This window comes from Mesorhizobium sp. P160187 (assembly GCF_057766425.1).
In genome coordinates this window covers 244,137-257,995 of the sequence record NZ_JBYMDX010000001.1, presented here as the reverse complement: position 1 = coordinate 257,995, position 13,859 = coordinate 244,137, and the positions used below count along the sequence as shown (strand labels likewise).

At 59.1% G+C, this 13,859-nt stretch carries 15 protein-coding genes; 7 read left to right on the top strand and 8 right to left on the bottom strand.

Going from position 1 to position 13,859, the window contains the following annotated elements:
• Positions 1-44: 44 nt before the first annotated feature.
• Positions 45-1,232, bottom strand: a complete 1,188-nt coding sequence (locus AC3CCE_RS01235) for a protein kinase family protein (RefSeq protein WP_050589311.1) — start codon at positions 1,230-1,232, stop codon at positions 45-47.
• Positions 1,225-1,515, bottom strand: coding sequence for a hypothetical protein (locus AC3CCE_RS01230; RefSeq protein WP_023731498.1), 291 nt, complete (start codon positions 1,513-1,515; stop codon positions 1,225-1,227). Before AC3CCE_RS01230 ends, AC3CCE_RS01235 begins: the two co-directional genes overlap by 8 nt.
• Before the next feature lie 1,388 nt (positions 1,516-2,903).
• Between AC3CCE_RS01230 and AC3CCE_RS01225 the strand changes: the two genes are divergently transcribed.
• The 4 genes from AC3CCE_RS01225 (at position 2,904) to AC3CCE_RS01210 (ending at position 5,341) form a co-directional block, all read left to right on the top strand.
• Positions 2,904-3,131 carry a hypothetical protein gene (locus AC3CCE_RS01225; RefSeq protein ID WP_352624455.1) on the top strand — a complete coding sequence of 76 codons (228 nt, stop codon included), beginning with the start codon at positions 2,904-2,906 and terminating at the stop codon, positions 3,129-3,131.
• Positions 3,132-3,773: 642 nt separating this feature from the next.
• Positions 3,774-4,040, top strand: coding sequence for a hypothetical protein (locus AC3CCE_RS01220; protein WP_155923348.1), 267 nt, complete (start codon positions 3,774-3,776; stop codon positions 4,038-4,040).
• A 383-nt stretch (positions 4,041-4,423) separates the two neighbouring features.
• Complete coding sequence (locus AC3CCE_RS01215; protein ID WP_023669226.1) at positions 4,424-4,723, top strand: DUF1236 domain-containing protein; 300 nt, start codon at positions 4,424-4,426, stop codon at positions 4,721-4,723.
• 324 nt (positions 4,724-5,047) lie between these two features.
• Positions 5,048-5,341, top strand: a complete 294-nt coding sequence (locus tag AC3CCE_RS01210) for a helix-turn-helix domain-containing protein (protein WP_081726963.1) — start codon at positions 5,048-5,050, stop codon at positions 5,339-5,341.
• 1,247 nt (positions 5,342-6,588) lie between these two features.
• Here AC3CCE_RS01210 and AC3CCE_RS01205 read toward each other — a convergent pair.
• The 6 genes from AC3CCE_RS01205 to AC3CCE_RS01180 form a co-directional block, all read right to left on the bottom strand.
• Positions 6,589-6,834 carry a hypothetical protein gene (locus tag AC3CCE_RS01205; protein WP_023723634.1) on the bottom strand — a complete coding sequence of 82 codons (246 nt, stop codon included), beginning with the start codon at positions 6,832-6,834 and terminating at the stop codon, positions 6,589-6,591.
• A 98-nt stretch (positions 6,835-6,932) separates the two neighbouring features.
• Positions 6,933-7,121, bottom strand: coding sequence for a hypothetical protein (locus AC3CCE_RS01200; protein ID WP_023699951.1), 189 nt, complete (start codon positions 7,119-7,121; stop codon positions 6,933-6,935).
• A 134-nt stretch (positions 7,122-7,255) separates the two neighbouring features.
• Complete coding sequence (locus tag AC3CCE_RS01195) at positions 7,256-7,969, bottom strand: HoxN/HupN/NixA family nickel/cobalt transporter (RefSeq protein ID WP_023684830.1); 714 nt, start codon at positions 7,967-7,969, stop codon at positions 7,256-7,258.
• Between the two features lie 39 nt (positions 7,970-8,008).
• Positions 8,009-9,040: a cation diffusion facilitator family transporter gene (locus AC3CCE_RS01190; RefSeq protein WP_488377070.1), complete on the bottom strand. Its 1,032-nt coding sequence runs from the start codon at positions 9,038-9,040 to the stop codon at positions 8,009-8,011.
• Positions 9,037-9,297 carry a metal-sensing transcriptional repressor gene (locus AC3CCE_RS01185; protein ID WP_023684828.1) on the bottom strand — a complete coding sequence of 87 codons (261 nt, stop codon included), beginning with the start codon at positions 9,295-9,297 and terminating at the stop codon, positions 9,037-9,039. Before AC3CCE_RS01185 ends, AC3CCE_RS01190 begins: the two co-directional genes overlap by 4 nt.
• Before the next feature lie 973 nt (positions 9,298-10,270).
• On the bottom strand, positions 10,271-11,209 hold the full coding sequence (locus tag AC3CCE_RS01180) for a LysR family transcriptional regulator (protein ID WP_023825138.1): 939 nt from the start codon (positions 11,207-11,209) through the stop codon (positions 10,271-10,273).
• A 270-nt stretch (positions 11,210-11,479) separates the two neighbouring features.
• On the opposite strand from AC3CCE_RS01180, the gene AC3CCE_RS01175 reads away from it, so the two are divergent.
• The 3 genes from AC3CCE_RS01175 to AC3CCE_RS01165 are packed head-to-tail and all read left to right on the top strand — an operon-like array spanning position 11,480 to position 13,805.
• Positions 11,480-12,139 carry an ABC transporter permease gene (locus AC3CCE_RS01175; protein WP_352624451.1) on the top strand — a complete coding sequence of 220 codons (660 nt, stop codon included), beginning with the start codon at positions 11,480-11,482 and terminating at the stop codon, positions 12,137-12,139.
• 13 nt (positions 12,140-12,152) lie between these two features.
• Positions 12,153-12,902 (top strand): ABC transporter permease, encoded by a 750-nt coding sequence (locus AC3CCE_RS01170; RefSeq protein WP_352624449.1) that lies wholly within the window; start codon positions 12,153-12,155, stop codon positions 12,900-12,902.
• Between the two features lie 54 nt (positions 12,903-12,956).
• Positions 12,957-13,805, top strand: coding sequence for a transporter substrate-binding domain-containing protein (locus tag AC3CCE_RS01165; RefSeq protein WP_352624447.1), 849 nt, complete (start codon positions 12,957-12,959; stop codon positions 13,803-13,805).
• Positions 13,806-13,859 lie beyond the last annotated feature (54 nt).

The following is a 13,859-nucleotide window of genomic DNA, read 5'->3' as shown; positions in this document are numbered from 1 at the left end:
TCATTTCAAGGGGTTAGCTACCGCCCCTTGAAAAGTTTCAACTCTCATTCTCCGGAGAGTTTCAACTTTCTGTATTCGTTCCGTTCCAGGCCAAGCAGCTTTCTGCCTTTGCGGCGGCTGGCATCGGCTGAGCGGACGGCGGCCAGATTGACCGGCATATAGGTCTTCTGCAGCGCCTTGTTCCCGTCGATCGAATTGCCCATCTTGGCCGAGATTGCCTCGACCGACGCGCCTCCGGCATTCGCCTCGACCGCGCCGGAACGCCGCATGTCCATCAGCCGCCGCTTCTCCGATGTCCCGAATACCAGCGTGCGCAGATCGGCAAAGTCGTCGACCAGAGAATCCTTCGTGTAAGGCACGCCGGCGCGCGGCCGGCCGCCCTTCAGGCCCGGCGCGAAACCGCGCGAGCGAAAGATCGGCGCATCGTCAAGCAGGGTGACGCCTAGTGATTCGACATAGGCCAGCACCAGGCGCTGCGTGCGTGACGACAGCGTGCCGAAAGCCGCCTCGCCACTCTTGCTGCGTGCAATCAGAAAACCCCATTCCTGTGCTGTCTGCATTGCCTGCGCCGGTTTGAGCGTGCGCACGTCGACGGGTGAGAAGCTCGTGTCCCACGCAACGGCGATGATGCAGGCCAGTCCGCGGTAGCCGGCGCGCCAGGCGCCCTTGACCATGCGCACCGCCTCGCCTGCCGTCCAGGTCTGGTGGCGCGGTGGTGGCGTCTGGCGGCGGATCGCCTGCGATGGGTCGGAGCCGGGCGGGCATAGCTTCATGCCGGCCATGACATTATAGAGCGAACGCCACGTCTTTACGGCACGGTAGGCGATGTCGACACCTTTGACCCGCAGCAGACGGCCATACCAGTCGTCGAGCAGCTCGAGGGTGATGTCGGCTGGCGGCAGGTCGGCGAAGTACGGCTCGATGAAGGTCCAACCGCGCTCCCAATCCTCGCGGGTGCGCGGTGGCTTGCGCTTCCATGCATCCATGCGGCGATAGCGTGCAAAGGCGTCTCCGATGGAATCCTTTGGCCATACATGCAGGCGCGACGGCTCCCTGCCCTTGCGGAGTTCCTGCCAGCGGTCTTCCCACTCCCGGGCTATCGTCCAAGCCTCAGGCCCGTCGATTCCACAGGAAATGCATCTGAAGCCAGCTTCGACCATCTTCGGCGTCGGCAGCCAGTAGCCGTATTTGCCCTTACGGATGACGTAGTGCTTCAACTTGATCTTACCCAAGGGTCGCCAGCCTCGCTCTTGCAATGTCAATGCTAGACTGCGCGCCGGATCCTGATCCTGCAAGACCCGAGCGTTGATCGAGCCAGGCGTCGATCGCAACCATGTCGTAGTTGCCGGTGATTGGGCAGGCCTTGGGAAAGCCTTGATCCTGCAACTCGGGCAGCAATTCCATGAATTCCCGCAGCGTCAGGTGGAGATAACGCGCCGCCTTGATCGCCGGCACCAGCCGTGGTTGTACCGGGAAGCGGATAGATGACGGTTGTAATGTGTGGGTTTGGCTCATGGCACCAAAACTCTATCCACCGTCCATCGGGCAGCGGATGGGCGCCTTGTGGTTGGGCGGGTGTGAATCTCGCCCGTGTAAGAACCTCCGCCGTATAGCATGAGATTTTCCTACTCCATGATCTCGTTATTCCTGCATCGAGGGGGAATGAGGCTTAGAATAGCGGCCTTTCTCCCCCATGCCTATTCATCCAATCCTTAATCGCAGAATCGGCAGCCACAGAGCGAGAATACTAGTAATCGGCGGCTTCGAAGCCGCTACGCCCGGCCAACCCAGCATCGCCATGACAGCGTCTGACTTGTGCGTAGTCAGAATCGCACCCTGTGCTCTGGCGAAATCACCAGCCTTGAAACGGCACCCTCGTTTGGGGCGGCGGCCCGGCGTCTCGCCTGCGGCGTCGCCATGCTGACGCTCCTTCGGCGCCGGTTAGCTGATTTCACGGTCACGAACTTGCTTCGGCAACGAAATGGATTTCTTCCCGACTACGACGACTGACATGGAGATGCGCAGTTAGCGAGCATGAATGGTCTCTGCGAATTCCTCGGTCTCGATGAGCCAACGGCATGCGCGTCAGCATCGGCCCGGCATGGTCAGGATCGATCCAAGGTTCCCTTGCCATATCCGTCCAGTGGCCATCTCACGTCGTAACGGTCAGATCCTTGGCATGCCTTTTGGTCGCAGTGTTCGCCTCTGCCGGCAATGCGGAAGAGAGCGTTGGGAGCCCGGTAACCGCGACAGCCGCGGCGCTCGACGATCTCAAAGACGAAACCTTCGCTGTAAGTTGTAGAGCTGGAGCACGCTCTACACCGTGGATGGGGCAGCCGCGCTCGCTCCGAGACCATTAGGTCGAAATAGTCGTCGGCCTGTGGCTGAGACCCGATCGCGCTGTTTTACCGTTCGGGATCGGGACAATTGAGAGGCGAAAGCTGTGACAATGGAAAGCCCGCCACCGTGAGCCAGACCAGAAAACTCGTATTTTAGCACCGACGAAACAAAGCTCGCTATTCTGCGTTGAGGCTCGTCGAACAACGGAGCTTCACGAATGGATCCGGCAACTGCAGCTGTGATGATTTTGCTTTCTTGCAGTCCCGCCCAGGGAGTTTGCAAGCCACTCGATACATCACCGTCCATGTTCGGATCCCTTGACACATGCCAGTTGGCGTTATCCGTGAGGCTCGAGGGCGCTCCCAACGGGGAGATCGTGGGGCGATGCAGTTCGATCGATCCCTCCGCTACAGGTTCCGTTCCAGCCGGGTATAGCACGATTGTCGTCACGCGGGGCACAGGGGCGGGTGCGGTGAGCAGTCGCTACATCGTGCCACACAAAAACTGAAGCCAGCCACCGTCAGGCAGCCGGCTATTCATTCTCGACCGGACAATTAGAGGCCTTGCCCTCCCTCTATGAAGCCATACTCGGCATCGTTGGCTTCGCGCTCGTCGTCCGCTTCGCCATGGTCGTCGCCTTCCCTGTCATCGGTCCCGGTGACTTCGATGCCACCGGCCAGACAGGGTTCGATATCTGGGTCGGGCTCTACGAAGTCGAGCAGCTACATCAGGCGTTCTTCATCTTCGATCGAGCGACCATGTCCGAAAGGCAGAGGTTCGTGGCTGGATAGCGAAGAATTGCACACGGCTTTCCTTCATTTGCATGGTCCGCAGAGATTAGCATTATCGCCTACTCTCATCTCGTCCGGCGTCGCTCCCTCAAAGCAGCGCCGGTAAGGCTCGGCGCCCTTCTTGGTTTCTCCCCGTATGTCAAAAGGAGGTCGCCGGGCCTTACCAGGCCCCGCTGCTCATCGCCTGCGGGGTGTCCTGATGGCTGAGCTTGGCCCCGTGGCCTAACGGCCAGAACCAAACGTTCCGAAAAGCCTTCCTAGGCTGGCGGCAGCCGAAGGGCTGCACAAGAGGGATCGTCAGACCGCTCCTGGCGCACCACAGCGACACCACCAAGCTGTAAGTCAGGTCCATCGGCCCTGCTGATGAGTGCCCTTGGACAGATGGATTGCGTTTGCCACGAAAAAGGAATCGTACCGGCCCGTTCTCAGCACGTCAGCCGGAACGGGCCATGGGCAGAAGCAGCCGACTAGCTAAAATCGCAAGACGATCGAAGGACCACGTCGGCGATAGCACCGGACCCGACGGCGCCCGTGTCGCCAGTAACTACGGCAGACTCTTCTCCAGCCCCGCCGGCGGCGGCGGCGCCGGTCGTAGTAATCTGGGTCGTAGTCTGGGTCGTAATCTTGGTCGTAGTAGCGCCGATGGTTGACCGGCTCCACTTCCGCGTGAGTACCTTCGTTGTCGAAGGCGTCTGGCGCGTCGAGTTCTTCGAGAATGCCGCTTTTGGCCGCTGGAACACCGGCCAATGCGTTGATAGGCCGGACCGCGCTTGCAAAGGCTGCTGCCCCTGCAACGCCAAATATCGCTGTCAAAAAGGATCGCCGATCCATAGTAAACCTCCCAAGTTACATGAGCTGAACGAAGCGCCCCGCCTGCTGAAGGAGCAGGCCCAGCGCACGGTAAAATAGAGGATTCGCCAGCCGCTCAAGCAACTCGCGAATCCTATCAGCGCAGGAAGGGACCTGGCTGCGCCGATCCAAGACATGTCAGCTAAGGACGACCGCCATTACCAGAAAGGTAACGGCTGTTGCAAAAATCGGTGCGAGCAACCATCGCGCCTGGCCAACACTTTGATCCATTTGTTCTCTCCCGTTGTGGAGAACCAACAAGCTGAAGCCCTAATCCGTTCCGCCTGGTCCAAAGGTAAGACCATTGCGTTGTACGGTCGGACTTTAGACCAATCGGATTATACAAAGGTGCGTAGGCGGGAACGTTTACCCCGGTTCAAAGTTGGTTGCCGGGCAGTGCGGGACGATGATCGTCGTGTGCCGGTCCTTGCAGGAGAGAAGATATGAAGATGCACTTCGTGAACACCGCCGCAGCCATGTTGCTCTTGGCGGGGATCGGCTCCGCCGCCGCTGACGACATTATCATCCAGCCGGAACAGGACACGGTCATCCGTGAGTATGTCAAGAAGCAGCCCTTGGCTTCGGTGAACCTTCCCGGCGTGGAATTGAACGTCGGGACAGCTCTGCCGGAAACTGTTGAGATCCACGAGGTCCCGAACGTCAAATACCGTTACGTGGTTGTCGACAACCGCACGGTCCTGGTCGATCCGGGCACCCGCAAGATCGTGAAAGTTTACGACTGAGATTTCGAACGAACCCACGCTCGCCACCCTTGGGTGGCGAGTGTGTGCATTCAAACGATACTCAGCCGGACAAATTCAAATTGCCACTCAGCTGGACAATGAACATGACGAACCCTGAACTCGAGAGGACGCAAGCCCTGGCTGCCCGCTTGGCTGATCTCCAAGCAAGAATGCAGGCAGCACGTCTTGTTGGAGCCGAGGTAACAACCGTCCGAAAGGTTGCAGCCACAATCGATGACGGCTTGCGACAGGCCGGCCTCACACCGTTAGAAATCGCAGAAGGTCAAGAGGAACAGTTTAGCGTTACTAAATGTTCGACTGGCTATGGACAGCCGAACCTTCCTCTCAGCAGATCAAGTCAGAGCAGCACGAGCCCTACTGAACTGGCCGCGTGTGCGACTTGCCGCCAAGGCCAATCTTAGCGAAATGGTGATCAGCGATCTTGAGAACGGATTCAGGAAGCCGCGTCCCCACAACATCGCCGCCATCCGCAAAGCGTTTGAGGATGCCGGAATCGTTTTCACCGTCCAAGGCACTCCATCGCTAGCCCGCTCAGAAGGTGATAGCGGCCTAGCCGCCGATAATAGACGGTGGCGGGGCCGGGAGAAAAAAGGATAGCGGGGAAAAGCCCGTGTACCCACTGCACCCGATCTCTAAAGCGGCCGCTAACAAGGGCGGTTGTTCACTGACTTTGTGCTGGCGCTCACCTTTCTAAGGTGCCGCTCGAATATGGCCAGCTTCTCTTGGTAGCCGATCCGCACTCTGGACCTGCAACTATCGCATTTGAAACCGGCAATCGTTTCAGCCAGGATCCCCTTCTCACCATAGCGCGTGAACAGGAGGGGCATTGGAATTCTAAAGGTACGTCGCGCAGTTCATTTGATAGAGGCGCTGTGCATGTTCTCCTCAGCGGCACGGCCACTGCAACAAAGTAGAAGGAGAAATGTTTCCGGCTTCGGCCATTTACGCGGAGCAATCAGACCTAAGTCCAAATGCTGAAGGGGGCAGGCAAGCTGTTCCTTGCCCTTCGATCCGGATCGTCTCCGTGGCCTCACCATACTCGGCCGTAGCTCAAAGGCTCGTATCACCGGCCAGAACGCGCAGTTCATCCAGTGGAATGGGACAGGACCGGCAAAGCCTCGCGACCGAACTTCTCGAGATTAGACGGATCCGTTGGCCTTCCGCAGAGGCCATGGCATAAGATTCGAGCTCGATCAGCTGTCTTCCTTGCCCTTCTCTATAACGCGGACCAGCCATTCTCAGCAGGCTTCGGCCACTCCACACTGTCTGAGTTTGTGTTCTGAACTGTGCCGCCCATCGCAGTTCCCTCCACCTCCAATAGGCTAATTACGGATTATAAGACCTGGGGAATCGATCTTTCAAGGTGGAATCCGCATTAGCGCTGGATGTTGCATCGCGGCGCGGAGGGGTTTTATTAGCTCCCCCTCATCTTGACGCTGGCGCCGGCTGCTCCAAAGTCTTGGGCATGGCTCGGGGAACTATCAAAGTTGGCGACGAGGTCGCAGTCACGGCGATTGTGCGCGGCCGCGTGACGCCCGATCGCATAAGCGTGACGATCCCCTCCTACGACTTCCCGCATTCTGTTGTCGATTCGACTTCGAAGGCTGTAATTGGCCAGCATATGGAATTGATCGGCCCTGTCACACGCATCGACGGGGACAAGGTAACCGTCAGCCTCCGGCCATTGGTGACTGTCGACGCCGAGCACGTGCGCCTGGTCGAAAGCCACGTGGCGCTTCCGCGAGCGCGAAAAAGGCCGCTCGTTGACAAAGTTTAACTTGCCTGCCCACCCAAGGAACGGCCAGTGAAACTTTACCCATCACATCGGCTCTGGTCGCCTCCCGCTAGCTGCCGGCGCGTTGCGATATCGGCGCAGTAGACGGGTTGGCATTTTCCGAACTTTCCGCCATGTCGTCGCGATGACGTTGACGAAGGCGCTTCAGCAGATCGCGTGAGGCTTGAATCGCCCTGCGCGATTGATCCATGTTCTGGCGAAACGTGGCGCGTTCCTCCATGGACTTCTGCCACTTCAGCAAGGTGGCCGTAGTCGCAGTAGCGGCTTGAGCGATTTCTATGGGCGTTGCAACCATCGCATCCTCCCAAAAAGGCAATGGTAAACGCAATCTCTATAGGCCCAACGAAGCCCTTTCTTCAATCAAAAACGACCATACGGCATACGGCAAAATGGCTATTCGGCGGGCCGCTCGACGGCGGCTTCGTCGACCTCGGCTTCCATCTCGTCTTTGACGGTCTTGGTCTTACCAAAACCAGCCATCGCCACACCGTCAAAGCCCTGCAGCCACGCATCGGCATGTTCCTGCCAGTAAGCTGGCGCCTCACGCTCCTTGCCATCCTTGCGCGCTTGGGCGCCGTACATCCAGGCGTAGGTGGCGCGCTATTTCTTAGGCACGGCCATTTCCATCATCCTCCCAGAAATCCAGCAGCCTTGCGTGCCGCAGCTTCTCATCGCCTTTTCCTAAGAAAGGAGAGGGTCTGTGGACAGCTGTGGCTCTATCCGGCTGTAAGTTGCCAGACCGCTACGCTGGCGAGGGCAAGGCCCGCTGCGCCTTCGATTGCTCGCGATATGGTATCGAACAGCCGTGGCCTGCTGTCGAAAAAATGCACCAGGCGCTCCCGAAACAAGATCGACAGTACCGCCACGCTGGACAGCGTTAGGGCCACGCCCACCATCATGGTGATTGCGAACAGAATTCCAGCTCCCGGCACCCCTCTGGAAATCGCGAAGGTCATGACAAAAAGGGTCAGCGGGCACGGAATCAAACCGGCCATGACTCCAACGGCCTCGCCCTCATGCTTGTGATGGTGGCCGTGGCTCACCGAACGCCAAAGCATCCAGACGCCGATCAGCCCGAGCAGACCGCGACTCACACCCTCAAGCAGTGGTGCGCGTCCAACGCTGCCCAATGCAATCGAGACGAGCGGCAGGGAGAATACGGCGATCAGCACCGCTGTCGCCACGTGAGTGAAGGACAGCGTAATCGACACCAGGAGGCCGCGCGAAACCTTCGCATCCGAACCTGCAAGGTAAGTCGCCAAGACAGCCTTACTGTGGCCAGGCGTCAGAGCATGTGCCGCACCGAACAGGAGGCCCATCGGCAGAAAGGCAAGGAACGCAAGCCAATCACCGCCAACTGACAGCAGCTTTATCTGATCTGCGAGCGCCAGGTATATGGAGCGCTGAAATTCGACAAGCGCCTGGAACATCAGCCGAGACCGGCAAAAGCGAGTGGTTTCCGGCAGTTGTCAGTGCTGGTGGCCGTGATGTTCGCCCTGATCATGAGAGTGCGGATGCTCGTGCTCACCTTGGTCGGTCGAAAACCGGATGTTGGCAGCTGCGAGCGCCGGCATGTGTTCGAACAGTTCGTTCTCCAGCGCCGCCGTGATCTTGTTTGCCTCTGAGAGAGGCAAGGTTCCGTCGGCTGCAATAGCGATGTCGGCATGCAACTTGTGGCCAATCCAGCGGGCCTTGGCGTCGACAACGCGAGCACCCTGCACATGCGCAGCGGCATGCTGAATTTCGGCCATCACGCCCGGCTCGACGCCGTCGAGCATGCGGGTGAGCACTGAGCGCGCCGATTGCCAGACGATACCGAATATAGCGACCGTGATGAGAAGCCCGATGATCGGGTCGGCCAGTGGAAATCCGAGCCAGACGCCCATGGCGCCGATGACCACTGCAAGGCTGGTAAGCCCGTCGGTGCGGGCATGGTAGCCGTCGGCGACGAGCGCCGCACTGTTGATTTCCCTGCCGATACGGATGCGAAACACCGCGACGGCCTCATTCCCGAGGAAGCCGACAATGCCCGCCGCGGTCAGCCAACCGAGATGAGTCACTGCCTGCGGACTGACCAGGCGCTCGATAGCCTGGTACCCGGCGACGATGGCGCTGAACAGAATGATCAGCACGATAATGATACCGGCCAGATCCTCTACCCTGCCAAGGCCGTAGCTGAAGGTCCGTGACGGCTTGCGTCGTGCCAGCATGAATGCGATCCAGAGCGGAATGGCGGTTGTGGCGTCGCCTATGTTGTGGATCGTATCGGCCAACAGCGCCACGCTGCGTGACACCAACACCACGGCCATCTGCAATGCCGCCGTCATGGCCAAGATGACGAACGACCATTTGACGGCCCAGATGCCGCGGTCAGTGGTTGCAATCGTTGCGTCGATGACCCCGTGCGTATGGCCGTGCGAGCCATCGTCATGAGCATGCGCGTCATGATCATGTGACCCGAAGCCGAACCAATCCAAGACGCGTGCGCCGATACTGGTCATAGGTATTTCGCCAGTTGCTTGAGCTCTGCCAGCGAGTTGCCTCCCGCTTCCGTGTCGATCAGACAATGTTCGATATGATCGTGGATCAGTTCTCGCTTTGCGCTGCTGATGGCGCTCTCCACTGCATGGAGTTGCTGCGCCAGGTCCAGGCAGGATCGCTGCGCCTCGAACATGCCAAGCACGGATGCAAGATGCCCCTGTGCGCGCTTTAAGCGCTTCACGATAGCCGGATGAGAACTATGGATGCCTTCGGACATGCCCACCGGTATCCCCCCAGGGAGGATGCGTCAAGTATGATGTGAGGGCAGATCGGCTCTTGATCAGCCACCCCGCAGAGCGTGTATCCATGGCGCTGAATGGTTCCGGAAATTGGAATCTGGGCTTGAAAGGGCTGGCCCCTGTGCAATACAGGAACCAGCCATTAAACCTACCAACTCAATGAACCGTCCAACTTCGATGGGGTCAGTTCACGACCGGTCCTTCTTTGCGTGGTGAAACTGAAGAAGCCCGTCGGTCGGATCAGCGGGCTTTGTGATGGATGGCCCGCGCCGGCTTCCGAGGCTGCGCGGGCCGACCATGACGAGTGAGGGACGCATCTTGGTCACCGGCCGGACCGCTGAAGAACGAGCCGGGTGTGACCGAACTGCCTTGGAGCGGGAATGTTCCCGGCTGACGCAAAAAGCCCGCCAGCATGAGCCGGCGGGCAATCGATCTGGAGTAGCTGGACTTATCCAGCATAGTTCAACGACGGCGGAAGGTTCGGTAGCAACCCGCGCTCGTCGCTCCCCAAGGATCCAGGGAGCGGCGAGTTGGTGCCCTGCGAGCGCGACACAGAAACTTCGCCGCGCCATGAAAGGACGGCGTGGAGCGCGCAAGCTCTGCAACAAGCTGCCGGCGCTCTGGGAGGTCTGTCCGCTTTTCGGATTGCCAGTGCCAGTCCAGACCAGCACCCTGCCTGGTGAGCGTAATCCCGCAATTGCCTGCGCTTAAGGCGGCGTAGGGCCGCCCATTGGGCGAGACTGGACTTCTAGACTGGAAGCCACCAATTCCTGCACCGCTTCGGGAACGGCCAACGGCACCATCTGCGCCGGATAGGGGCCGTCGATCCAGCCGTTCGCGGAGCGCTCGCTATCAGTTTGGCCGTTCAGGCTAGCCATTCGCGCCACTTCGCAGAAAGCCTCCCGGTTGGGCCTTATGCGGCACGTCCCAACCGAAATAAACCATGGCCGGCTAGGACGACGTCTTGAGAAACTGTTGCTCTCTCGTCGGCGTCTTCGAAAACGCTGTGATTATCGCCTCGAGCGATACATTCAAGGCGTTGGAAAAGGTCCTGCCCCTCTGCCAAATCGCCACGTAGTGATAGAGCGCGGACGGTTCCACTGGCCTTACTCCCAGCTGAAACGCCGCGTACTCACGTGCGATGATCTCGTTTGTGATCGAAATGCCCAGGCCAGCCGAAACGTATCCGGCTTCGTGACCGTTGCAATCGAATTCCACCAGTATGTCCGGCTCAACGCCGGCGAAGCGCAAGGCATTGAAGTTCATCTGGTGGGCGGCAAACTGGGGATCGATATCGACGATCGTTTCGCCTGCCAGGTCTTGCGCCTCGATACAGGTCTGTTTTGAAAAGCGGTGGTCGGGATGAAAAATGCATACGTTTCGTGCCGACCCAAGCGGCGCCCATTCAAACAAGCCTGGATCCAGAGGCAGTCTCGAAATTCCAAGATCGGCGCGGCCGGCCAGGATGTGTTCGCCGATCTGCTCGTAGCTTCCAGAAATCGACCGGACATTCGAAGCGGTCTTTGAGCGGATAATCGCCACGACCTTGGGCAAGGTCACGAAACCGAAAACAGAGGGCGCGGCAATCGCAATCCGCTGCTTTTCCTCGTTCTTCATAGCGAAGATCGACGCGTCCAGGCGATCCAGCGACGTCAGGGCCAGTTCTACGTTTCGCAGGAGTTCCCAGGCTTCCTGCAAGGGGACGATGCGGTTGGCTGATCTCTTGAAGAGTGTGATGCCGAGCGTGGTCTCAAGCTGCTTCACATGTTGACTGACGGCCGGCTGGCTTATCCCGAGCGCAGCCGCCGCCCGCCTAGTCGAACCGGCCCGCAACACTTCCCGGAAGACCTTCAGCTGACGGAGCTTGAGGTCGCTCTGCAACAACTCCATTCCTTGCGCGCCTTTCCCTGACAATCACCCGGGAAGCAGAAATCGCCATCCTGAGGAGCACCGAACCACCTCAGTATATAACGGCGCGTTATAGATAAAATAATAAAAATTATGGATTGAGTGTGTAATTTCAAACGCTAGAATTAGCTAATATCTCAAATTAACTCCAAATTACAAATATAGCAATTCGCAACCTTGGGTTATACGGCTTGGTCTTGGCGAGAAAGACCGGGGTATCCTACGGCAATTGCGAGTCGAGGAACGCGCCCCATGGGTGGTTTTACTAGTCAGTTTGTTGTCGCACTCACCGTGACCATAAGCCTGGCCCTTCTCAGCGGCTGCCTTGGTACGGCATTTGGGTTGTTTTTGGCGATTTCGAAGGGCACGGCAAAGCCGCGCCTCAACGCGGTCGTGACCGCCTACACCACAGTCGTCCGTGGTGTACCAGAACTTCTCGTTATCCTGCTCATCTACTTCGGCGGAACGACGCTCGCCAGCAAGATCGCCGGCCGGTATGTGGAGGTGAACGCATTCACCGCAGGCGTTGTCGCGCTCTCGGTCGTTTTCAGCGGTTATGCGACCGAAGTGTTCCGCGGCGCGATTGCGGCAGTGCCAGCGGGCCAAACCGAAGCGGCAAAGTCGCTTGGGCTGAACGCCTGGCAGCGCTGGATGTTCGTCATCGGACCACAGATGCTGCGGTTGGCGCTGCCTGCATATGGCAATCTCTGGATTTCGCTCTTCAAGGATACCGCACTGGTTTCGATCGTCGGCCTGACCGACATCATGCGCGTTGCGTATGTGGGGGCCGGATCCCTGCGCGCACCATTGACCTTCTACCTTGCGGCCTCCGCTCTCTATCTCTCGCTGACCACCGTCACGCTGCTGTCGATCCGGCTGGCTGAGCGGCGCTATCCGGCGCTTGGCCGGTAGGAGGGAGCGATCCATGAACCTCGGCTTGATGTTTGACGCAATGATTGTCCTGCCTTCGGGAGTTGGTCTCACATTGACCCTGACGGTCTTGTCGCTGACGGCCGGGTTTCTTCTGTCCGTGCCGCTGGCCTTCATACGCGCGTTCGGTCGTCCCGGCCTCTCGCTCGCGGTGCTCTCATGCACCTATGTGATCCGCGGAACGCCGATGCTTGTTCAACTCTTCCTGCTCTATTATGGCCTCGCTCAGATCGAGGCAGTGCGAGCCAGCATCTTCTGGGTCATCCTGCGCGACCCTTTCTGGTGCGCCCTTCTGACATTCTCGCTGAACAGCGCGGCGCACACCACCGAGATCCTGTGCCGTGGTCTCCAGTCCGTGCCCAAGGGTGTCACCGAGGCGGCCACGTCTCTCGGCTTGAAACGCTTCCAGATCGCTCGCCTGGTCACCTTCCCGATCGCTTTCCGGATATCGCTGCCGGCCTACGGCAACGAGATCGTCGGAATGATCAAGGGCTCGTCCTTGGCGAGCACCGTGACGCTGCTCGAGATCACGGGCATGGCGAGACAGATGGTTTCGACCACGTTCGCGCCGTACGAGATCTTCATCGTAGCCGGAGCGATCTACCTGTCGCTCACCTCGATTGCCGTAAAAGCCATGCAGTTTCTGGAGCGGCGACTGTCGACTGACGGCCACCCGGTGCGTCGACGAAAGGTGCGATTGCGCCCCGCCCTACCTGACCCAGAGATCACGACGCCCCTGCCCTGACGCCGCAGGTTCTGGGCTCCCCTTTCTCCATCCAAACCAACGAAGAGGTGCATCATGCGCATACCCCTGGCTATTGCTGTTTCTATCGCATCCCTGATGCCGGCATTCCCGGCCGGCGCGCAAAGCGAGCGCGTCATTTCGATCGCCTCCGAAGGCGCCTCGCCTCCCTGGGACAGCACCGACGCGAACGGTCAACTCTATGGCTACGATATCGATGTCGGACTGGAACTGTGCCGTCGCATCGAGATCAAATGTACCTTCGTCCCGCAGGATTGGGACGGGATCATCCCGGCACTGCTTGTCGGCAAGTTCGACGTCATCATGTCCGGCATGGCGATCACGGAAAAACGCAAGCAGTCGATCGCGTTCTCGATCCCCTACGCCACCGGCTTCAACCAGTTCGTTGTGCGCAAGGACCTGGGCCTCGACGCCGGCGACATCAAGCAGAAGGTCAACCTTTCGACCATCGGCGACAAGGAAAAGGCGACCATCGAGCGCCTCAGATCGACACTCGCCGGCAGGGCGATCGGGGCCCTGCGCTCGTCGAATTCGGAAGCAGTGGTGAAGGAAATGCTGGGCGATGTCGTGACCATCCGCAGTTATGACAGCCAGGACAACATGAAGCTCGATCTTGCTGCAGGTCGCATCGACGGCGGTCTGGCCGACTATTTCACGTGGCGAGATTTTCTGGAGACGCCTTCCGGCTCGGATGTGGTGTTTTTCGGCCCTGAACTGAATGGCGGGCTCTGGGGGCCGGGCGTCGGCGCAGGTCTGCGCAAAGACGATACGGAGTTGCTCGCCAGGTTCAACGCGGCCATCGACGCGGCCACCAAGGATGGGACGATCAAGGCGCTGAGCCTGAAATGGTTCAAAAGCGATATCTCGCCTGCAGTCGCGCAATAGGCAGCAACCGACTTCGACATTGACGTGGCGCCGGTCGGAATGCCAGCGCCCTCC